Annotated in this window: 11 protein-coding genes; 1 reads left to right on the top strand and 10 read right to left on the bottom strand. The window is 41.8% G+C overall.

Going from position 1 to position 23,543, the window contains the following annotated elements; genetic code table 11:
• Nucleotides 1–52 precede the first annotated feature (52 nt).
• Nucleotides 53–442 carry a winged helix-turn-helix transcriptional regulator gene (locus AC1DND_RS00055; protein ID WP_477578085.1) on the top strand — a complete coding sequence of 130 codons (390 nt, stop codon included), beginning with the start codon at nucleotides 53–55 and terminating at the stop codon, nucleotides 440–442.
• Between the two features lie 171 nt (nucleotides 443–613).
• Here the strand turns inward: AC1DND_RS00055 and AC1DND_RS00050 are convergent, their stop codons facing one another.
• From AC1DND_RS00050 to AC1DND_RS00005, 10 genes are all read right to left on the bottom strand, one after another.
• Nucleotides 614–2,758: a hypothetical protein gene (locus AC1DND_RS00050; RefSeq protein WP_477578083.1), complete on the bottom strand. Its 2,145-nt coding sequence runs from the start codon at nucleotides 2,756–2,758 to the stop codon at nucleotides 614–616.
• A gap of 5 nt (nucleotides 2,759–2,763) precedes the next feature.
• Entirely contained in the window at nucleotides 2,764–4,068 is a 1,305-nt protein-coding gene (locus AC1DND_RS00045; protein ID WP_477578081.1) for a pectate lyase family protein, read from the bottom strand.
• 46 nt (nucleotides 4,069–4,114) lie between these two features.
• Nucleotides 4,115–5,827, bottom strand: coding sequence for a RagB/SusD family nutrient uptake outer membrane protein (locus tag AC1DND_RS00040; protein ID WP_477578079.1), 1,713 nt, complete (start codon nucleotides 5,825–5,827; stop codon nucleotides 4,115–4,117).
• Between the two features lie 21 nt (nucleotides 5,828–5,848).
• A complete protein-coding gene (locus AC1DND_RS00035) occupies nucleotides 5,849–9,046 on the bottom strand; it encodes a SusC/RagA family TonB-linked outer membrane protein (RefSeq protein ID WP_477578077.1) in 3,198 nt (1,065 codons plus the stop codon).
• A 16-nt stretch (nucleotides 9,047–9,062) separates the two neighbouring features.
• Complete coding sequence (locus tag AC1DND_RS00030) at nucleotides 9,063–10,535, bottom strand: fasciclin domain-containing protein (RefSeq protein WP_477578075.1); 1,473 nt, start codon at nucleotides 10,533–10,535, stop codon at nucleotides 9,063–9,065.
• Nucleotides 10,536–10,780: 245 nt separating this feature from the next.
• Entirely contained in the window at nucleotides 10,781–12,535 is a 1,755-nt protein-coding gene (locus tag AC1DND_RS00025) for a fasciclin domain-containing protein (RefSeq protein ID WP_477578073.1), read from the bottom strand.
• A gap of 22 nt (nucleotides 12,536–12,557) precedes the next feature.
• On the bottom strand, nucleotides 12,558–14,111 hold the full coding sequence (locus tag AC1DND_RS00020) for a RagB/SusD family nutrient uptake outer membrane protein (protein ID WP_477578071.1): 1,554 nt from the start codon (nucleotides 14,109–14,111) through the stop codon (nucleotides 12,558–12,560).
• A 10-nt stretch (nucleotides 14,112–14,121) separates the two neighbouring features.
• A complete protein-coding gene (locus AC1DND_RS00015; RefSeq protein WP_477578069.1) occupies nucleotides 14,122–17,361 on the bottom strand; it encodes a SusC/RagA family TonB-linked outer membrane protein in 3,240 nt (1,079 codons plus the stop codon).
• A gap of 68 nt (nucleotides 17,362–17,429) precedes the next feature.
• On the bottom strand, nucleotides 17,430–19,709 hold the full coding sequence (locus AC1DND_RS00010) for a fasciclin domain-containing protein (RefSeq protein ID WP_477578067.1): 2,280 nt from the start codon (nucleotides 19,707–19,709) through the stop codon (nucleotides 17,430–17,432).
• 690 nt (nucleotides 19,710–20,399) lie between these two features.
• On the bottom strand, nucleotides 20,400–23,543 hold a 3,144-nt coding region (locus tag AC1DND_RS00005; protein WP_477578065.1), incomplete at its 5' end, for a two-component regulator propeller domain-containing protein.

Here is a 23,543-nt window from a genome sequence, read left to right as displayed (position 1 = left end):
TAGTAATATAAATTTGCAATAACTATCCAAAAGGATAGGTTAAAACAGTAGGATGAAAACAGAATGTATTAGCGATTACGTAAAACTAAAGGAGGAAATTTATCCTTGTACGGTTAGCCTTGCAATGAGCTTGGTGGGTGGCAAATGGAAGGCGGTTATTCTTTATCATTTAAAGGATAAAGCAAAAAGGTACAATGAGCTTCGCAAAGACATACCATCTGTTACCGAAATGACATTGAGTCTGCAATTAAAGCAATTAGAAAAAGATGGCCTGGTGTCGAGAAAAGTTTACGGCGATAAACCGCCGATAAAAGTGATTTATAACCTAACCGATTTTGGAAAAACATTCACCCCAATTTTAGAAGCGATTACCTCATGGGGTAATCAGATTGCGATGCAAGAAGGCGAATTTGTTAAAAATCCTATTGAAAATAACCATTAACGATAACATACTGAAAGTCTAACAAAAAGGGTTGCCTTTTTAACGAGCAACCCTTTAAGGTTTTGGTCTTGAGCCCGGTTAATACCCGGCTCCGGACTAATAGCCTAACCTATTCGATTTCACATCCCACACTTCCCATCATACATCTCATCTTACCTATTCCATTCCCTCCTACATCATCTTCTTAAAGCCCTCCCATTGCACTTTCCATGTTCCATCTTTAGGGAAGCCAGGATTTGTAGTATTATTTCCGTCCCAGCCAGCACACATTAAAGCCACAGCGGTAAGTAAACCACCATTTCCAGGCAAATAAATGCGCAGGCGGTCGTCCTGGTAGTTATGGCCATTAATAAGGTAAGTATTGGTTTGTACTGGCATCAGCAAGGCATCAATCGCTTTTTCGGGCATTCCTAAGCGTGTGGCCGTCATGGCCGTCATCGGAAAATCCCATCCCCAGGTATCATTCCAGCTCCAGTCTTTCCAAACCAGATCAAAGGTTTTACGCATAGTTGCTTTATCCAATAAATTTGTTTCCGGCAACATACCAAATGCCCCCAATACGGAAGGGTGATCGGTTTTATATTCGGGATTGGTGTAAGAATCAGGCGCACTTTCTGCAGCCAGATACACGCCATTTTGTATTGGTAGAGGTGATAATTTAGCCATCACTTCATCCCATTTTGGGTTGCGTGGCAAACCTAAACGCAAACGCCATTCTTGAGCGGTCTTCAAACCCCATTCCCAGTAAGCCAGCTCGTATGTAGGGTTAAAGGTAGTTTCGGCCTTAAAACGCTCTTGGGCGGGAATTAGCCCAGGCCCGAGTACATAACATCCTTTTGCAGCATCGAAATGGGCAAATGAAGCCATAAAATCGGCTGTTTTAAATACAAGGTCTTTGTATTTCTGCAATACTTTTTCATCTGCATGTGCACGGTATTCGAGTTCGGCAAAGGTAATGAGGTGCGGCTGTTGCCAGATCAACATGGCACCGATTGATGAGGGGCTTTCATTCCCTTTATTGTCGGTCATTTTCTGCCAGCGTAAGCCATCAAATCCTTGTATCTGCGCAATTTTCTTTGCCTTATCCGCAACCTTAAAATACCAGTCAGTACTCCGGTTTAACAATTCTGGTCTGCCCCATAGTGCAAAATGAACCCCATGCCACCAATGCATTTCGAGGTGCGGTTTACCAAACCAGCTGTTGTAGGTTAAGCCGGTTTCTTGTGGGGGGAAATCGCCCGAACATTGTATTTTGGTGAGGTATTCGGAAAGGATTATTCTGCGTTCGAGTTCAAATGCACGTTTATCAGTACTTCCACTAAAATCGACCGCAGCACCACTCATCCAAAAGGCTTTCCATCGCTCCTGGCTATTTTGTTGGCTCAATCCAAAAGAAGGAACAGCCTGTGTGCTTCGCTGCTGTGAAAAAAGACAACTGAAGCTGAACTGTTGACTAACTTTATTGGGTGTAATGGTAAAATAATGTGCCTGTTTCTCCGTCAACTGAGCCTTACCCTTCCACGAAAAGGAAGTATAATAAACTGCAGAATCGATCTGACGTTTAATTACTGCCCCATCGGCACTTTGCGCCACTACTTGTGAATGGTGTTTGTTGTTATTGCTCCAATTATTTCCTACATCTGCCCATTCGCCAGTAGCTACGGGGTACCTAACCCTGATTTTTAATCTTCCAACGGCAATTAAAGGCGACGAAACCGATGCGCTGATCAGGTCAAGATCCTGATGTCCAACCGTAGTTACCTCAACAGGAATTCCTTCTAAGGTAAAGCTACTCTTAATTTCACCCGTCCAGGGGTTTAAGTTTTGGTTAATGTCTTTGATATCGTTGGCTTTGGCGAGCTGTCCGTTCTTTTTAATCAGATCGAAACCAATATTCCCCAATTGTAAACGGTGTACATTCTGGCGGAAATAATTAGTAGCCTCTTTAGCCCTAAGTGGTGTATTTAACTGTACGGTATACGGTACTTTGCGGCCGTATTGATCGTAATATTTATAGGCTTCGGTGATGTTAAACTTACCTTCATTTTTGTACGATCCCCATCCCCATTGCGATTGGGTACCAAGTGGAACGCCTTTGGCATAGCGATCCGGAAAACTTTGCAGCCCTGTAGCATCAACGGTAAAAGCAAAGCGACCATTGCCAACCGATAAGGAAGAAAGGGAGTCTATTTTTTTTACGATAACGGTATGCCGCGTTACCAATGCCTCCCGATCAATCTGTGCAAAAACAGTCGTGCAGATGAAGAGCATTACGAAAAGCATCAAGCGCTTAAATTGGTTTTTGATTCTACACATACCGCTTATTTTACTAAATCATTTAAATATTGCTCCAGGTTGCTATAGCCATTTGCATTAATTTTCTGGGCATCCATAGCATCTGTCGGGTTTAAGCGTTTTGATTTTTCCCAAGCATCTGGAATCCCGTCTTGGTCTGCATCCTTTACGCTTAATTTAACCAGCTTCGCCTCTGGTTGTCCCCCGGCATCGGCCTCCGTCTTAAATATAGCACCTTTTGTGCCAATACTTTTTAAATAGCCCATAATACGGAGGTCTACAGCATCTCTTTTTAATGAAGAACCTGCTTCTGCCAGAACTGTTTGATAAGCCTTTACTGCCGTGCTTATTTTAACACTGCTTTTTGGCAGAAGTGAAGGTTCTTTGAGAAGCGTGGCTGTTTCCTTGATAAAGTCTTCATCAGTAATGAGACGGCCATTTAGTTTTCCGTCCTTATTGAGGTCGGTATAATTATCGCGGTGGTAAACATGATCAGTTTTGCTGAACATGCTTAAAAAACTATCGGTAGAACTTGGTCCGGAGATAAAATAATTAGCTACGAGATCCTGATAATGAACAGCGCTCGAATGTCCGCCTACAAAACCACTTTTACCCCAGTTGTACACCACATTGTTTATAAATTCGATTTTGGCCTTTGCTTTGGGATTACGGCTCTGGTTGCCTGCAAACAGACAGTGATGCATCGTTACATATTCTGGCACTTCTAAAAGAGCGCCAAAACGTTGCGGATCGATACTCTCGGCAACCACACAATATTGTAGCGTTACATTTTTACTTTTTTTGATGTGCAGGTTATCCCAACGCCCCCATTCGATTGAAACATGGTCGAATATAATATCGTTCAGGTCATCGGCAACTACCGTACACGAACCTTTAGACATGTTAATGCTGCCCCTAAAACGCATATAACGCACGATGGTCGAATCTTTAAAAGAAACACTATTACCATAAATGGTGACTCCCTCTTTTGGAGCGGTTTGTCCGGCTATGGTAGTTCTTGGCGATACGGCAATTTTGCCACCGATTTTGATGACACCTGAAACATCAAACACAACCGTTCTGCCCGGTTTGCTAACCGCATCTCTAAAAGAGCCGGCACCGGCATCGTTCAGGTTGGTTACATGATACACTGTGCCTCCACGACCGCCAATGGCAAAACGGCCAAAACCTTCCGCACCAGGAAAAGCCAGTTGCTGCGCTTTGGCCATATGCACCGTTAAGCCTAAAAACAATATACATACTAAACTTTTAAAATATTTTTTCACACTATGGTAGGTCATCAACTGACCGGGTTTCTTTCTATTTAACATTAGGTAGATTTTAATTGCGATTTATATAATAGGATGATGTAGGATCTTATTTTAATTTAAAAGGTAAATACCAGTTTTCTTTATTGGCCAAACGCGAGCGTACCAGAGCAGCCGATGCGCCATCGCCTGCGGCTTCAAACTTGGCGGCAATTTTATCGGCCAGATAATTTGGCTCAGTAGCCTGCCTGCGTAAAGCGATGCGCAACAGATCTTGCCAGCGATAACCTTCGAATGCGGTCTCTAAGGCTTCCTCCTGCATAATCCGGTCTTCTACTTCTAAAACGGTATTGGCTAYGGTGATTGGATAATCCTGGTTTACAGCACGACCCCTGATGCCCGAATTACGGTACCAGTTGCCCCGGATGGTTCCACCATCGCCATTAAAATCAAAAGGATAGCTATCAGGTACGCCATTATAAAGTGCTTTGGTACCAAAAGCAGCTTTAATTCCACTGTTTACCAAAGCACCAGCCAAAACCCGTCGATCTAACCGGTTGGCCGCCTCTGCATAACGCAGATGTAAAACCGCCGCGCGGTAAATTACCCAAACGCCTGTTTTATCAAAAGGTGTGCTTAAATTATAATTCTGCGAATATTTTAATACCTCAGGCTCAATGCCATTCACTAAACGGTACGACATATCTAAACCTCTTCTGTCGGTTAAACTTCCATCTGTACGGACCTGGTTGTTCCAGTTGAGGATTGACAAACTGGATGGTTTGACCAGATAATCGCCTGATTTTGAAAACAGTGTAAACAATGGATTGCCCGGTGAAAAGTTACTACTAAAAGGCAATGTCCACATCCGTTCCCAGTTGGCAATACGATCGGCCAATGGTGCAGAAAATATCTTTGTCCATGGATTAAGTACAGCTGTGGTTTTTAAAGAATGATCCTGCGAGTTGTCATCACCTACTCGATAGGTATCGTACAAATCGATCTGCTGGTCGCTGCCTGTACTCGAATTGGTACCTGTTTCCATTACATCTTTATAATAACCTGCAGCTTTGAGGTAATTTCCTTTCCAAAGGTTCAGGTCGCCTAAAAATGAGCGGCGCTGGATAAAAAACTTAAAAACACCATCTTTAACGATATATACATCCATTGGCAAAATGAGCGTTGGACTTGCTGCTGAAGTATTCTGATTTAAATATTCTCTCGGAGTGGCTTCTGTCTCAGCTATTAGACGACTTAACAGATCTTCAAAAGCGAGTTTTGGAAACTTGCTTTCATCCTGCAGGTCGGCAATGGTGGTTAAGGCATCGGTTACATAAGGAACAGTGCCATAATGGATGCCCAATTGCAGGTATAACCAACTGCGCAGAAACAGGATATCAGTATAACGTTGGTAATACTGAGTATTATCCAACAGCTTTTTCTCCCGCATGATGTTGAAGTTCTTCAGGGCATCATTGCAGTTGATAATAACTTCGTAGAAAGGTTTCGGATCGGCATAGGGATTATCGGCTGCAACGGTTTGCGTGCCCAGCTGTTTTAAATAGTTATTGGCATTGGAGGTTACATCCAGCAAATCGCCACGCAGCTCATTCAAGAGCATGTATTTATCGGCAAGCTTCGCAAATTTGCCATAAATGCCCAATACAGCTGCATCGGCATCGTACACATTTCTATAGGTTTGCGAAGCTTCTAAGGCATCTTCGGGTTCAATATCGAATGCCTTTTTACAGGACAAGATGCTGCTCAATACCAGTAGGAACAATAAACAGCTGGTAATGGTGATATATAAATTCTTATTCATCTCAATATTTTTCTTTAAAAGTTACAAGCCGATTCTAACACCCAGGAACATCGATCTAAAGCTGGGTTCTAAACCTATATCTACACCTCTGGCAAATACGCTATTTCCGGCACTAAACTCAGGGTCGTAACCCAGATAATTAGTCACGGTAAATACATTATTGGCGATGGCATAAACGGTTGCCGAACGGATAAAATTGGCTTTTATAGGCACATTGTAGCTTAAGGATACGGTTCTTAGTTTCAGGTATGAACCGTCTTCGATCCAACGGTCGGAAAAGCGGCTATTACGCGATGGATCGGCCCAGGATGCACGCGGCACATCGGTTACCTGTCCACCAACCCGCCAACGGTTTACCGCCGCAAGGCTTTGGTTGTTGTAACCGTTCATGCTTTCTAAAATGGCACGTGTACTATTATAGATTTCGTTGCCATAACTAAAAGTGAAAAGTGCATCTAACGACCAGCGTTTATAGCTTAGTTTATTGCTGTAAGCGCCAACAAAATCTGGATTTGGATTACCGATCACCTGGCGGTCGCGCTCGTCTATAACTTTGTCGCCATTCAGGTCTGCAAATTTCATATCCCCACCCTGAAAAGGAATAAAAGCACCATCGGTTGTTTTATTGCTCAGGCCCGAGGCAATGGCATCAGCATTTGAAGTATATACACCATTACTTTTATAACCGTAGAATAAATTAGCGGCGTCGCCGATTTGCGTGATAATGGTGGCTCCGCTATATTGTGTAAGTAACTGATCGTTACCACCCAACTGGCTAATCTTGTTCCTGTTTAAACTATAGGTTAGTCCCATATCCCATTTCAGATCGGTATGGTTTATCAATCTGCCGTTTATAGAAAGTTCCAACCCCCTATTGGTCATGGTACCGCCATTACTTAGGGCATAGCTGAAACCTGTTGCCGTTAGCAGTGGCTTGTAAATCAGCATATCGCTAATCTTGTTCCTGTAAAGATCTAAGCTGATGTTTAATCTTTCCTTCAAAAAGGAAGCATCCACTCCAACATTTAATTTGGCATTTTGCTCCCATTTTAGGGCAGTATTGCCAATATTTCCCCTAACCAATCCTTGTCTGCCTAAAAAATTCTGCGATACATAGTACGATTTGGCGGTATAATTGCCAATATCGTCATTGCCGGTTAAGCCATAGCTGGCCCGCAGTTTCAGGCTTTCTATAAAGTTGTTATTAGCCATAAAACTTTCTGATGAGATCAGCCAAGAAGCTGCAACAGACGGCATCAAAGCCATTTTCACACCATTAAAATTCAACACATTAGGTATATCTTTGCCAAAACGCGAAGAAGCATCGGCGGCAATATTGAACGAAATGAAGTACTTATTGTATGCTTCGTAATTCACATTAAAATAATTGTTCAACCAGTTCCATTTGCCTAAAGTTCCGCCTACCACACGTAGCGTACTTTGTGCACCGCCCAGGGTTACGAAATCATCACTGGCCGTATTAAAACTAGCACCGTTATCTACTTCAGCACTGCTGTGCTGCAACCTGAAACCTAAGTTTGCACTTAATTTACTTACCTCATTTAAATCCTTGTTGTATGATACCCAGGTATCGGTATTTACAGTAAACAAACGCTGTACACCTGCTGCAGCCTTATTGTAACCAACTGCAGTGGGCAATAAAACCGGGGCAATACCCAACATGGGCGTAAAATAATTTTCGCGTACTTTATCATAAGTAATACCTACAAGTGTATTGGCTTTGAAAGCTTTATTAAATTCATAATTAAAACCAACAGAACCTGAAAAACGGTAACTGCGGTTAAGTGCCTGGATGTTTTTAATCGCTGCGCTGGGGTTGCTTGTACCAAATATATCAGTATCGGCAAGGTTTGGCGATTGAACACCAGTTTCTGACAGCTCAAAAGGAGAAAGAAAAGGTGCTTTAACCAACGCCAGGTATAGTGGGTTGGTGGCATAAGCCTGTCCCTGATCTCTCAGGTTTTGCTCGCTACGGGTAAAAGCGAGGTTTACCTGCGATTTTAATTTAGCCGAAAGATTCAGATTGGCATTAAAACGGGTTTGGTAACGGGTTAAATTGGTACTATCGGTTAAACCATCGTTATTCAGGTAGCCCAGAGATAAAGCATAAGTAGCAATATCGTCACCTCCGGTTACTTTCAGGTAATAGTTCTGACTGATGCCACTACTCATTACCTGATCCTGCCAGCTGGTATTCTGGTGATAATTGTAATAACCTGGATTCGGATTATCGTTCATATAAGGTTCTGCTTTAATCAGCGCATCGGTCATGCCCGGCTTGGTTTTAAGCAGATCAGACAAGAAAATACGGTAATTATCAGCTTCCATTACAGGTAACCGACTTACTGTACCATTGTAGCCCCCATAGGCCGAAAAATCCAATCGCGTGGCCACATCTTTAGCCCGGCCTGTGGTAATCATTAATACACCGTTGGCACCTTTGGTTCCATATATCGATGTGCCATCTTTAATGAGGGTAATATTGTCAATATCTTTAAGGTCGATATTGGCTAATCGGTTATTTTGGTGACCAGCGATAATGGAACTTCCATACGTATTTACATCATAAATTACACCATCAACCACAATTAAGGGTTGGTTAGCTGCATATAAAGAATTATACCCTCGCAGGTAAAGATCGGCTCCAATATCGGGTGTACCTGATCTTCTAAGCGCCTCTAACCCGGCAATTTTTCCCTGCAAATAAGAATCTGGTGTTTCGTTAGTGCGCTCCCAGCTTCCGTTCAGGTTTACCGTGCTAACCGAGTAGGGTGTGCGGTTTTTTAAAGCAGTGCCAAATGGCAATACTGCAGCATCATATACCGAAACGTAACGTTCTTCAAACAAGGCAATTTTGCTGATCGTTTTACGTCCCTTCAATGCTTCTTCTTTAGATTGGTAACCTTGCGCCGAAATCACCAGCACGGCATTGTAATTGGGTACACCGATTTTAAAATTTCCCTTTTCATCTGTAAGCGCAGCAGCATAACCTGTTACCGAAACACTGATACCGGGCAATGGCTTTTTGCTCGATGCACCGATTACCACACCACTCACCTGCGGTCCGGTAGGCCTTTTAAATTTGATTACCGTGGTGCTTACCGAATCTTTTTCCTGAGCCAACAAAGAGTTGTTCAGTGCAAAGAACAATAAACACGGTAAAATTCCTTTGATAACCGTTTTTGTATAGTTGTACATAAATTCTTTTAAGGGCTTAGTTAACTGGTTTTAGTTTGATATAATCTAAAGAAAGGGCGGTTGGTGCGGTACTCGATGCGGCTAAAGATGAAGCCAAAAAAGTATACAGTGTTCCATAAGTATCAGCAGTATAAGTACCTAAATAGACTTCTTTATAGGCATCGCGGTAAGCATCACTACCCTGCGCCAAACCAATTATGGATGGCACAGAACGGTAACCTACAGTTGCCAGCGGGAAAAGTACACTACCAAAACTTCTGCTGGTATTAAAATCTACTTTCATACTGATTGGCGCTACCAGGATATCGTTTATCGCCCTCCAATACACCTCGTACTTTACTGAATGAACGGTCGATTTGTAGCGATAGTAGTAAAGTGGGCTTGGACTTGAGGTAATACTTCCTGTTTGCAGGTCGGTGAAACGTTTACCCTGTGGATCATTTTTGATCCTAGCCAGTGGGTTGGCAGGTACACGTAACGAATCGGGCATTTCACCCTGGATGATAACCGTTGGGATTTTATTCTCCATCAGTTTGTAACCAATGCTATTTACCACATAGGCAATACCATTGCTTAACAAACGGGTTTCCACAATTGCACTTTTATCTAGGTGGATTTTCACTCCGGTAACGGTAGTCATCGAATCGGGTAGTTCATTTAATCCATATACCTTATTTACAACCAAGTCTCTCACTACACTCCACTTGGTTAAGGTATCGGCATAAAGAGCATTGGCATGTTTGTTATAGGCAGCCAGTTTATTTTGCTCAGCGGTAAAAGCCGTATTATTTAAAATGATATACGTCATCAAACTATCTTCGCTGCTGATATTGGAAATGCGTTGAAAATACCTGTTCCTGATTACTTTAAAGGTTGTGCCTTCCTGGTAAACGCCTTTAGTTGTCACCGGATCTTTGTACAGCAAAACACCTTTGCTGGTATCTACCTCTTCCTGCTCCTGGCTTTTGATGAAGTCTTTCTGCAAACTAGCAGTACCAAGGCTTTGCAAAAATTCCCAGGCATTGGCTTTGGGCATTGATGCGGCGTTTATGGTATGCAAAACGCCATTTTTTACGTAAACATCAGCCTGACTAATATTTGCTTCCTCGAAAGTAGTTTTGGTGAAAATGGTATTCTTGCCATTCAGCATCCTGATGACCATAGAAGGTTTTGGCGATGTGGTGAAATAGCTCTGATTGGCAATATAGTTCCCCACCAGGCGCTTTAATGCAGCTGTATCGTTTACTACTGTGGCATCGATACTTTTCAATGCTTCGTTACTGGGTGCCCATACAGTAAAAGATTTAGACGATTTCAGCACAGCATCGTAACCCGTTTTTACCACATAAGAAGTAAAAGTACTCAGGTTGGCATCGTTACTGATCTGCTCAAAAAGGGTCCGGTCTAATCTTTCGATATTGATCTCGGTATGGTCTTTCCATGCATCCTTACAGCCAGCAAAAGCCAAACAGGTACATAGAAATATCAAAACAAAATATCTTGGTTTAAAATCAATCATCATTTTGGTTGGTATATTTTTTTATTTAAGTCATTCCTCAATAAGAGGCGGTGTCATTTACTTTAATTGTTATCAGTTGAACTTGCCCATAATATCAGTCAAGCAATCGAAGTCATTTGTTTACATACCGGGTCGTCATTCCCGCGCAGGCGGGAATCTTAAAGCCTATTGCATTACGATTCCCAATCAAGTTGGGAATGACGATACAAGTTTCATTATGGCCTTAATATTTTAGATCCATCAACATTATATTTCCAGTATTGCTGATCGTCGTTAACCGGAATAATGTGAATCATATCGACATTATTGGTGGCCTGCGAGCCGTTTATGGCTTTTAAACGTAACCAATAACGGCCTGTTTGTGGTAAATCTGCAATGCCCATTAACTTTCCAATCTGTGCGCCTGCCGTACTCGACATATAGGTTTTAAAACCTACAGCTTCTTCTGCATCAGCATCAATCACCGTTACCCCATTTACTACTTTGTTTATTCCCGGGCGTTTTACCGTAAAGTTTAAAATGCGCGAATTGGATAAAGGAGCCCTATCAGTAGTGCCATCCAAACCAATACTCGCCTGAACCTCGGTAGTGGTATTCGATTCGGCCTGGGCATAAATACATACCCAGATTTTATATTTTCCTTTAATCAGCAACGGTGTTCTAAATTCTACCCATTCCGAAGTATTTGAGGTTCCGCCGGTAGCCAAAGGGATAACCAAAATATCTTTGTTGTACGAGTTGGTCGAGGTTCCGGCGCTGCCGTATCTGTAAATCAGCGATTTGGTTGGATCTTTTCCTTCTTCTCTTCCCGAGAATTTAATTTCGGTTAAAGCAGCAGCCTCATCTCCGGTAAAGAAATAATTGTTCTTTTTATAATACTGTGTATTCTTCAACATTTCGGGGAAAGCGCAAACATCAAAATCTACCCTGAATGGTGCGCGTACCTTAATATCGAAATGTGCAGAAGGCTGATGTACTACACCATTGCTGGCCGTAACATCACTTTTATCGCGAAGGAGTGAAAAACCAGGTTCGTAAACACCATTAAAGGTATCATCGTTCATCAATACGGTTTCGCCAGAAAGTTTTGAGGTTAAAACCTCCAAAGGTGCTAAAGTATTGTGCGCACTCGCGGTAATGATATCGGCTAAATATTTGGCATCATATAAAATGTGATAGTTTAAAAAAAGCTGTAAACCATCTGTTGGCTGTGTTACATTTCCCGTAGCCGAATATYTGGCTTTTAAAGCCGCGTAACTGTTAATGCCTGCGGCTGCGAGGGTGGCATTACTTTCGGGAATTACCGTTAAAAATTTCTGCTTTTCGTCTGGATTATTGGCTGGAAGGATGTTCAGTTTATCATACAGACCACTTTCCCTGAGCGCTTCGGTAAAAATCGAATAATCAGGATTTGCAGCAACGGTTTGCGCAACGGTTAAAGTAGCCGGAGTTAATACATGATCAATACTGTGGATCAAACCATTCCCTACTGAAATATTAGGCTGGATTACACTTGCCTGCCTGTTGATACGGATTTTCGTCACCCCTGAAATCAGCTCGGAAGAAGTGGTTAAATATTGGCCGTACATCGTTAAATCGAACAGCTTACCATCGGTAAACCTCGATGTGGGTATGGAATCTTCCAACAGGTGCAAACGGATAAAACTCTTCCAGTCCGCAGCGGAAATATCGGCTACCGCACTTTTCCCTTTAGTTTGCAAATAGGCTTTAATGGCATCGTTAGTCGGTGCAAAAAGTGTGTAAGATCCATAAGCATTCAAAAAAGAAGCCGTTTCGGAGATTTCGAGGATCTTTGACAATTCTGAAAACTGCTCAGGGTGATTTGTTAAATACTGGGTCATATTTACCACATTTGATGTTCCCTGTACTACCGAGTCTTTACGGCAAGCCCAAAGACACATAAATAAACTGCATAATCCCAGCAGCACTATTTTAACATTCTGTTTCATAGCTTTATTTTTTGGTTAGCAATTATTGATAAAATGGATTTTGAACAAGCGCCTTGTTTGTTTGCAACTCATACGAATAGATCGGGAAATAATGACTTCTATGATCGCGGTATTTATTGATTACCGTTTGTTGTTTACTTGGTTGTGCACTGGCCGAAACAATGTCGATCAGTAGTTTTTCGTTTGCATAGTTACCTCTTTTGGCATTGCGCAGAATATCGTACCACCGTTTGCCTTCGAAAGCAAATTCGCGTGCCCGTTCTTCAAATACGTATTGCGAAACATTAGCTGTTAATGCAGGATCGGGTATTTCGATAAATTTATCAGCTACAAAAGTTTGTGCGTTGCGGGCTGCCCTGATTTGACCAACCAATTCAATGGCCTGGGTTCCATTGGCACTGTTGCCAGGTACCAGCCAGGTTAAGGCTTCAGCTTTCATTAATAACACGTCCGAATAACGATAGGCAAACCAGTGGGTGAAGGAAGTAGCTGCCGTTCTAAAATTGGTGAATTTGCAGATGGCAGAATTAGCTTCGAACATCGAGGTACCATTTCCGCGGATATCTTTATTACTCAGGTTAGCCAGATCTGTCCCGAACAATCCACCTTCTGCAATCCAATCTGCTGCCCTAAACTCTCTTCCGGTTATGCCGAACATGGGTGCAAAGGGATTGAGCTTTTGGTTATCAAACTGAAACTCAAAAATCCCTTCTACCGAATTCCCGTTAAGGTATACCGTATTGTAAAAATCGGTCTGCTGCGTGCCATTTGGCAATAATCTGTATTTACCCGATTCGATTACCTTATTGCAGGCATCGATACTTTTTTGGTATTCCTCATTCCATAAATAAGCATCGGCCAATGCGGTGTAAGCAGAGAATTTAGTCATTCTGCCCCGATCTTCGGCCATACTGCCATAGGTTACCTGTCCGTTTTCGCTGCCAAACAATAAATCTTTAATCACCTGCAGGTACACTTCCTGCTGGGTATTTTTGGCAATAGCACCAATCTGCGAATCGTTATAAGTGGGTTCGAGTTTAAGTGGTACTTCGCCAAACGAACGGAGCAGATAGAAATACATTAATCCGCGTAAAGCATGGGCTTCGGCTAAATAACCGTTCAAAGCCGTTTGCGTTAAAGTTTTATCCCTATTGATTACCTCAGGTGCAAATTTGATTACCGTATTGCAATAATTGATGGTTTTGTAAATGGCCTCCCAGTTTACCAGCGTATTGGTGGAGGCGATCTGTGTGCGCATAATATCATATTCATCCCTCAGCAATCCACTCAGTTTCGATTCGTCATCATCGGAAGAGATTTCTAAACCAGGCACCACCATATCGGCGCGGAGCTCGCCCCAGATAAAAAGGTATTTGGCCAAGGGTATATTGCTTCCGCCTAAAAGCGAGGCATAACAGCCCATCACCGCAGCATCAAGCTGTTCTTTGGTTTGCCAGTATTCATCGCGGATTAAACCGTCCTGAGGTTTTAAATCCAACCATTTCTTGCACGATGTTCCAAAAACACTAAGCAGTGTAATGAAAACCAGTAGCGTATATTTAATTTTTCTGTTCATGGTTAATCATTTAGAGTCCAAGGGTTAGGCCCATCGTAAAGGTTTTAGAGGGTGGTGTAAGCGAACCATCAGCTGCATAAGAAAAAGGATTACTGCTCCCTACAGAGGTTACATCAGGATCTTGTCCGGTATATTTCGTCCAGGTATATAAATTTTGTCCGGTTACATAAATGCTGGCACTTTTTACACCGACCCTTTTCAGCATATTCTGGGTAAAGTTGTAACGTACGGTAACCGAGCTTAAACGGATAAAGGAAGCATCTTCTACATAACGGTCGGAGCCTAACCAGTTGTAACCTACACCGTATAAAGCGCGTGGCATATCAGTCACATCACCAGGGTTTCTCCAGCGCCTTAAAACCGCAGTACTCTGGTTGTTAACCCCATACATATTGGTGGTGGTAATTTTAGCGGTGTTTACGATATCGTAACCATAGCGGTAGCTAAAAAATGCCTGTACTTTCAGGTTGCCATTAAAGATTACGCTTGGCCCAAAACCACCGGTAAATTTTGGCACCGAATTGCCGAGATAAACCATATCTTTTTCATCAATGTTTCCGTCGTGGTTAATGTCTTCATACATCGCATCACCCGGTTGGAATACATAATCAACCGTTGGGTAATTGTAACGCATGTAAATGGTCTGGCCGTTTGGCCCAACAATTTCTTTCCCGTTCTGATCTCTGGCAATGGTCGCATCAGCATCTTTATACACCCCTTTGTACTTAAAGCCATAATACGAGCCAAATGGGTTACCGATAATCAGGAAAGATTTATAAGATCCTTGCGCCGGAAGCCCTACAGAGCTTTCTCTTGGATAGAACTCTGAAATGGATTGGATGGAATTGATGTTCCTCGAAATATTGAAATCAAAGTTTACAATCCATTTTTTGGTTTTAACAGGCGTAGTATTGATACCGATTTCCCAACCATTGTTGTTCATGGTACCAATATTCATATCAATGGCATTGTAACCAGTGGTAGCGGCGATCCTCAGGTCATTGTAAAACATATTTTTAGTGGTGTTCTGATAAATCTCCGCGTCGATTTTAACACGACTATCGAGCAGCCATAAATTGAAACCCAGATTCTTACCTACTACGGTTTCCCATTTTAACCTGGAAAGCTCGATGTTAGAAGGATAAACTGCTGCACGACCGGCATATGACCATGAAAACGGCGTATAATTGTTAAAATAAGCATAGTTACTGCCTGGTGCTTTTCCACTTGCGCCATAACTTAAGCGTAAACTTAAATCGTCAATGAACTTGAGGTTTTTCATAAATGGTTCGCCCGAAATTCTCCATCGGGTAGAAATCCCCGGAAAAAGACCAAAACGGTTATCTGGCGAGAACTTGGAATTACCATCTACCCTGCCATTCATGTTGATGATGTAGCGGTCTAAAAATTCATATTGTGCCTGCAACAACACCCCAACGCTTCTGGATTGCGCCTGACTGGAGTTTAAGCCCAAACCAGATCCATTGGTAATGGATGGATTAGATGGGTCTTGAAATTCAGAAGAGGCTGTATTTGCTGTGGCAACTGTATAAGAGGCCGATTTAGTATCGTTGGTTTGAAAAGAAAGCAAACCCTGAAGATTATGCTTTTCGCTTAAATGCGGACGGTAAATCAGGTTAATTTTCGACTGAATGTTGTATGAATCGCCATCAGCATCAGAAGCCCGGTTTACGGTTGGTTCGGTACTTGGTTGCCCGGTGGCAATTTGAGGTAAAAAGGTTTTCGATTTGGTATTGTTGATATCGAACTGAACATCTACCGTCGAAAATAAAACCGGAGAAATATCATATTGAAGATTAAATTTTGGTGTAATACGCTCGCCTATTAAATGGCTTGCACCTTCATTTGCCATGGCCAAAGGATTGTAGGTTGCACTATAACGGCCCTGGATATTGGAAATCGGTGAGAAATAAGCTGAAGTTTTATTTCCATATTCATCATACTCATAATCAGACATATTCGGCATTTTATTAATCGCCGTGCTACGCAAGGATTTATCGTAGTTGAGGTTGTTATCCACATGTGTATAGGTTACATCTGTCCTGAACCTCAGTTTGCTCGATACGATATAATCCAAATTAATCTTAGCCGTAATCCTAGATAAATCGGTTCCCAAAGTAGTTCCGGTTTGACCTAAATAACCAACCGATGCATAATAACGTGCTTTTTCACCACCCCCACTCATCGAAACGTTGTGATCTTGTGTATAACCATTGCGGGTAATCAGTTTTACCCAATCGGTGTTGTTGCTATAGTTGTAGTAATAATAGGCATCAGACGGGTCGTATTGGAAAGCTTTATTCTGTCCGTTGTTGCCTAAAAAGTCGAGTGGCAAACCTGTGGCATTCATTACCGCTTCTGGAATGAGCATAGAGTATTGATCGCCTGTTAAAAAAGGAATGGGATTAGGCTGCTGCGCCATCGAACCCTTAAAATTGTACGATACCACAGGTCTTCCCCTTTCACCACGTTTGGTATTGATCAGGAGTACGCCGTTGGCTGCCCTCGATCCCCAAACTGCTGTAGAGGCTGCATCTTTTAAAACGGTGATATCTTTAATGTCGGATGGTGCAATATTTAAAAGCTGCGCATAACCCTGCTCATCGGCTGTTCCGAAATTAAAATCAGAAGGAATTTCTGTTTCATAAGGCATGCCATCAAGTACAATGAGCGGCTCGGCAGAACCGTTGATGGATGAAGTACCACGGATCCTGATCGACATTCCTGCTCCCGGATCTCCTGAAGTGGTCCCAAAATCTACTCCTGATAAACGTCCGGCCAAAGCCTGATCGATGGAGGTTACCGCCAGTTCTTCCAAAGCTTTCCCGCTAACAGTTGCTGATGCAATAGTAGAGTTACGTTCGGCTATGTTTAAGCCTGTTCCGTTATTCACCATTTTTTTGGCGGTTAACACCACTTCCTGCAAACTGTTCGAACTAGGCTCCAATATTACATTTATGGTTGTGCGGTTACCAATTACACCTGCATTATGGCTGTTATAGCCAATAAATGATACCACCAACTGGTTTTTGGTGTTGGTTACCCTTAGGGCGAAATTCCCATTGATATCGGTACTTACCCCAGTAATGGTTCTTTTATTCTGATCTACCTCAATAACCGAGGCACCTATAATTTCGAGTTTGTCTTTTTTGTCGGTTACTTTTCCACGCACGGTAACGGGCTGCTGTGCACGGAGGGTTCCTGAATATCCCATGATTGTTAAAATCATAACAGATAGACAGAAAATTCTATATAGAAATATTTTCATCTTATATAATCTAGTTTTATCTGTAAGTGTTACTTATTGTAATTGAGATAATTGGAAATGGAATGGATAAGGGTACGGTTAGAGAGCTGGTTACTCGAACTGAAATTTACCTGTGTGGTGCGCCCCGCCCGATCGGTGATGATCAGGTTGCTCGGCTGATTCAAAATGTTCAGCAAAGTATTGTCTCCAGACTCTGTTTGTAATAAGGTTAAATAGTTGTCGGCTTTTTTACCGTCAACTGCAACTGATTCGCCATTAATGATGTGGTAAAGGATAAATTTTCTTACCTGATCTTTTTGGGCTTCAGCGGTTGGTGCTGCTGTAGGTAAAGCGCCGGTAGCTTTTGTTCCAGGTAATAAACCATCTTTAATGGCTTGCGTAATAGCAGCATTATCCGGTACCAGCATGGTATATTTATTATCAATACCTGTATTCATACCTGAGATGGCTTTTGTTGTTGCATTGTAGAGTGAAGAGGTAGAAACAAACCAATAAAAAGACGAAAAGCGTGTAGGATCGCTGGTGGCCAGATTTTGCAGGTGCTGCCCTACATTTTTATCGGTAAAAGCCAATGGCGCATCAACATAATATACAATGCCGTTTATCGAAGTCGCATCAGTTTTTGTAATGTTGATATCGATACCGGTATCAACTGTTCCACTGGTCTGGATTTTTCCATTTCGGTAGCGTACATAATCGCCACTCTGACTTTCAACAATACCTGAACCACCTAAACTGGTTAATTCGCCAGTTGCCGTAAGCAAAACACCTGTTTTAAATAAACGAAAGGCATTATCACGGTAAATCTGGTTGTGCGAATAACTGGCTGTTGGGGAAGTACGATAGCCCCATGCAGTTGTTGTGGTACCGATACTGCCTTCATTGTAGCGGTAACCTGCTGCTGTTACCACCGCATCGGGCATTACCAATAAGGTTTGCCTTACGCCAGGTTGTGTGGTATATATTTTAACGCCTGACCCTCCGTCAGCATAGGCTAATAAAGTAAGATTGGTAGTCGGATCAAGATAAGGTACACCATAAACTGTTCTGAATACATTTGAGCTGTGTGCCTGGTTTACCCCATAAAAAACGGCATTACTCAAAATCTGTTTATCCACGGCATTATCTAAGCTCAGCGTGGTGGTTTCGAGCAGGTAATTTTGACCTTGGGCAAATTTACTTGGCCATAAAGCTGTTGGCCACATGTGCGAATTGATAAAATCGATAACTATGCTTGGTGGAGTACTTTTAAAGAAGGAATTGCCATACTTGGCCAATATTTTTTTCCGGTAAGCCCTAAAAGCCTCGTTGGTTGGCGCCATGATGGTCCAGCTTGATTTTTGAGATTCATTAGCCAGATAACTGTTTACCCCAGGCTGCTGGTAATTCTCATTATTGATAGAATAAGCCAGTAAACCGTTATAGCCTTTTACATATACCGAATCGGAACTGCCTGTAGCTACAAAGTTGCGGTGGGTTTGATATGCATTAGAGACATAAAATTTTAGCGAATCAAGCAGTGCTTTAAACTCGCTGTAATTGGCATTGCTACTGATATATTGGTCGATGCTTTTTAAAGGCAGGGTAACACGGTCTACCTCATGGATCATGCCGTTCTCAGCACTGATATCCATATTTACCACTGCTGCTGCTGCCACGTTAAACCCATTATAGGTAGAACCTGGATAAAATACGTTATAATCGCCAGCACTCATACCTCCTGTGGTCATAAATGCAGTAGTAAAATAAGGGATGTATTTATTGTTGTTATCACCATCTACATAAGCAGAAGTATTTACGCCTCTAACCGATTGTACATTGCGGTTGGTGGCGATAACTTTTGCCCGCACTCCATCACCTTTTTGTTGTACCCAATCGTAATAAGCAGTTTTTCTTTTAAAGGCAAAACCAAGACCCGTTTCGGCCCCGCCTGCCATTTGGTAGTTACTCAACTGATCTTTGCGGTAAGCATTGTATACCAAGGCATACTTTACAATTGAGGTAGCCATCGAATCGCTGATCTCGACAGTACCTTTAATATTCTGATCTTTAAAAAAACGTTCGAAAGCCGCATCATTCGGTGCAAAGAAAGTCCACCAGCCTGTTTTGCTTAAAATATCTTTATAACCCGCTTTGTCAATTACCGCGGTTAAGTGTTTAAAATTGCCCCTTGCTTCAAGCTGTTGGTAAATAGGATCTCCCAAACCTGCTGGGCGCTCATAAAATGCATCAAATTCTTTTTTCTGGCATCCTGATAAAACGGCAAGAAAAAACAGAAAACAACACGAACTTGTAAAAAGTCTGGTCATAGATTATTTGGTTAGTACAGGTTTAAGCAAGCAGTGGCGGAAGAGAAAAATTGAATACAGCAAAGCGGTTGAGAAATAAAATTGCTTTTCATTTCTGCGCTAAACCCAGGACATTATAGATGGCTATCCTTCTAATAAAATTCAATGTAAATCTTTAAGCTATCGGCTTACTTGTTCAGTTATATATTTGGTTATTCAATACAAATCTATCTCAAACCGCTAAAATGAGTTTTCAGAAATTGACGAATTGCTTTCGTTATTTGGTGAAAGTGTGGCTTTGGAGGTTTTTGCCGCTGATTTCACAGATTACCGCGGAGTAAAACAATAATTATTAAATCTGCGGGGTTCTTCTTAATCTGTGGGGGGAAAAATATAAAGCTTGTTACTTTTTGGTTCCCGCTGATTTCGCAGGTTAACACAGAGGAAAGTCAATCATGATTCTTAGGAAATGACCTTAAATCTGTGGGGGGAAATATAAACCTTGCTGCCGTTGGTTCCCGCTGATTTCGCAGATTAATGCAGAGTAAAATCAATCATAATTCTTAGGAAATCACCTTAAATCTGCGGGAGAAAATATAAACCTTGCTTCTTTTTTAGTTGCCGCTGATTTCGTAGACCAACACAGGGGGAAGACAATCTAATCTGCGTATATCACCTTAAATCTGCGGGAAAACCACAACTAATTTCAATTTAGATATGTACCATTGCTTTTAGATAAGCCGATGGCGAAACACTATATTTTTCCTTAAAACAGGTACTGAAATAAGGCAAACTATTAAAACCGGATAGATAACCCGCTTCTGAAACGGTGCACTTGCCCGAATCTAACAGTTGTTTACTTCGTTTAAGGCGCATATCGCGTACAAATTCTACAGGACTCAATGAGGTCAAACTCTTTAGCTTTTTATAGAAAGTTGTTCTTCCCATACCAATTGCCGCCGCAACCTCATCAATGTTAAAATCAGATTGGATCATCCCCTCTTCCACAATTTTGATAATCTCTTTCAAAAAGCTTTCGTCTTTTGAGGTAATTACAATTTCATCGGGCTGAAGGGATACAATACGCTGCTCTTGTCTATTGGAGAGTTGCTCGAAGAGTTTTTTCCTCGACAGGATCAAATTATCAATCGCCGCAGAAAGGAAATCGGTATTAAAAGGTTTGGTTAAATAAATATCTGCGCCATATTTTAAACCTTCAATCCGGCTTTCAATAGAAGATTTAGCGGTGAGTAAAATTACGGGAATGTGGCTGGTAGCAGCATCATTTTTTAACTGATCGAGCATTTGGATGCCATCCATTTTAGGCATCATTACGTCGCTGATAATCAAGTCGGGCAGTATGGCTAATGCCATTTCAAAACCTTCAGCGCCGTCGCCAGCTGTGCTAACACGATAATGATCTTTAAACCTAAGCTCCAGAAAGTTTCGAAGGTCTGGATTATCCTCTACAATTAACAATTGCGGGTGCTGGCCATTGGTATTCGAATTGATTGGTGACACCTGGTTTCCAGCAGGCACGCTTAAACTTAACGGTTCTTCCAGGCTGCTCTTTACCGTAAAGTTCACTTCCGAAGCATCGAAATGGCCATATCCAGATTTTAACTGCAGGGTAAAAATCATGCCGCCACTGCTGTGCTGTTCGGCCCACAGCTTGCCATGGTGACTTAAAGCCAATCCACGGGCTAGTGCCAAACCAATTCCTGTTCCCTTTAAATTGGTATCTGCGGTAATACTTTCTTCGTGATAGATTTCAAATATTTCCTCCAGTTTATCTGTTGAAATACCTTTGCCCTCATCAATAATGTGAATCAGTATGTCGCCGGTTTCTTCTTCTGTTTTAATCTCGATCCAGATTTTTCGATGAGGTGGTGTAAATTTAAATGCGTTGGAGAGCAAATTATAAAGGATAATTTCAATCTTTTCTCCATCTATCCAGGCCAAAACCGGTTGCTGATCGGCAAAAACATCGAATTTAATCTGCTTTTCGTCGGCCATGGCAGAAAAATGACTGGCAACCTCCTTTGATAAAGCCACCAAATCAATTTCAGCAACATTAAGCTGCATCTTTCCGTTCTGCAGTTTTCTAAAATCAAGTAGCTGATTGGTAAACCTGATCATCCGGTTCGCATTTCGGTGGATCACATTTATAAATTCCCTTCCCCTGTCTGATAACTTTTCGTTACGTGATATTTCTTCTAATGGATTTACAATCAGGGTAAGTGGCGTTCTGAGTTCGTGCGAGATATTGGTAAAAAAAGAGAGTTTAACCTCCGTTAATTTCTGTTCTACCAAAACCTTGTTGCGTAACCTGATCATGGTTACAATAATCCGTCTTGCTAAAACAGCAACAACAATAGCCAGCAAAAAATAAACCAGATAGGCAGGCCAGCTTAAATAAAAAGGTGGATGGACAATGATTTCTAACGTTTTTTCGGGCAGGGTTAAAAAAAGATCATCATTTGTAGCCCTCACTTTAAAGGTATAGGTGCCTGGCGGAATGTTGGTATAGGTTGCCCTCCGCAGGTCGTTTACCTGGTGCCAGGTTTTATCGAAACCTTCGAGTTTATAGGCATAGGTTATTTTGTTGGAAGCACGATAATCGAGCACCGTGTAATCAATACTGATTACATTCTGATCGTAGTTGAGCACTAGCGACTTGGTTTCGTTTATGGTAAATTTTAAAGGAGAATCTTTATCTCCGGGATCAATATCCTTATAATACAGTTGAATTTTGGTCAGCGCCATTTTCGCTGAAGTACGCTGATCGGCAATTTTTGAAGGATTGAATCTGATATAACCATCAGTAAGACCAAAATAAAGCTGCCCATTGTTTGCCGTAAAACAGGTAGCTTCAGAAAAACCAACTTTTGGCAATCCGTCGAAAGAATCGTAGTTTTTGAATGTTTTATGTTTTGGGTTAAACCTGGATAAACCGCGTTCGGTAGCAATCCAGATGTTACCTTCTTTATCGCCACTCATGCTTAGCAGCACATCATTCGCCAGTCCATTTTGTATAGTAAAAACCTCAAAGCGTAATAGATCAGGATTTTTCGGATCGGCAATTACTTTGTTTAATCCGCCACCAAAAGTAGCAATCCAGATTCCCCCAGCTTTATCTTTGTAAATATACTGTACGCTATTATTCCCCAAACTGGCATGGTCTCCGCGGATTTTACGGTAAGCTAAAAACCGGTAACCATTGGCAACAGGCCTGTTCGGATCAAAGCGCAACAAACCATTGCTTGTTCCAATCCAGATCCTGCCACTGTTGTCTTCTAATAAATATCGGATAACCTTGGCCCAACCAAATGGATAATGATGAAAAGCATTGTAAAAATTCTTAAAACCTTCTTTGCCATCAATATTGCTCAACAAATTAATACCACCACCCAGCGTGCCTACCAAAATGCGCCCTCTTGAATCTTCAATAACTGAATATACCAGATCGCTGCTCAAACTGTTTACATCTGTTGGGTTATTTCTAAAATTCTTAAGCGTATAAAGATTCCGTTTTTGATCGGTTGGTGTGGCTTTAAACAGGCCATCGCCTTTTGTCCCCAACCAAACATTGCCCTTGCTATCTTCAATAATGCTGTAAACGGTACCAATCGGTTTATTTCCTCTTCCAAAAACATCAACTTCTTTGTCATTCTCATAAACCCGAATCCTGCCATCTTTACTGCAAACCCATAAGCGCCCTTTCTGATCGTGCATCATAGCCCTTACTTCATTTTCTGAACGGTTATTGGGGTCGTTAACCAAACGGTGGTAATTAAATTTATCAATAAGCGAAACCACTTTATTAATCCCACCATCACGTGCGCTCATCCAAAG

The sequence above is a fragment of the Pedobacter sp. 01N416 genome (assembly GCF_056399685.1).
The sequence above is the reverse complement of the archived record's forward strand: the minus strand, read 5'-3'. Positions and strand labels throughout refer to the sequence as shown.

What these genes read in the sequence shown, in the direction of transcription:
- AC1DND_RS00015 (WP_477578069.1), bottom strand. Translation starts at nt 17,361, where the DNA reads ATGATTTTAACAATCATGGGATATTCAGGAACCCTCCGTGCACAGCAG.
- AC1DND_RS00020 (WP_477578071.1), bottom strand. Translation starts at nt 14,111, where the DNA reads ATGAACAGAAAAATTAAATATACGCTACTGGTTTTCATTACACTGCTT.
- AC1DND_RS00010 (WP_477578067.1), bottom strand. Translation starts at nt 19,709, where the DNA reads ATGACCAGACTTTTTACAAGTTCGTGTTGTTTTCTGTTTTTTCTTGCC.
- AC1DND_RS00055 (WP_477578085.1), top strand. Translation starts at nt 53, where the DNA reads ATGAAAACAGAATGTATTAGCGATTACGTAAAACTAAAGGAGGAAATT.
- AC1DND_RS00035 (WP_477578077.1), bottom strand. Translation starts at nt 9,046, where the DNA reads ATGTACAACTATACAAAAACGGTTATCAAAGGAATTTTACCGTGTTTA.
- AC1DND_RS00050 (WP_477578083.1), bottom strand. Translation starts at nt 2,758, where the DNA reads ATGTGTAGAATCAAAAACCAATTTAAGCGCTTGATGCTTTTCGTAATG.
- AC1DND_RS00045 (WP_477578081.1), bottom strand. Translation starts at nt 4,068, where the DNA reads ATGTTAAATAGAAAGAAACCCGGTCAGTTGATGACCTACCATAGTGTG.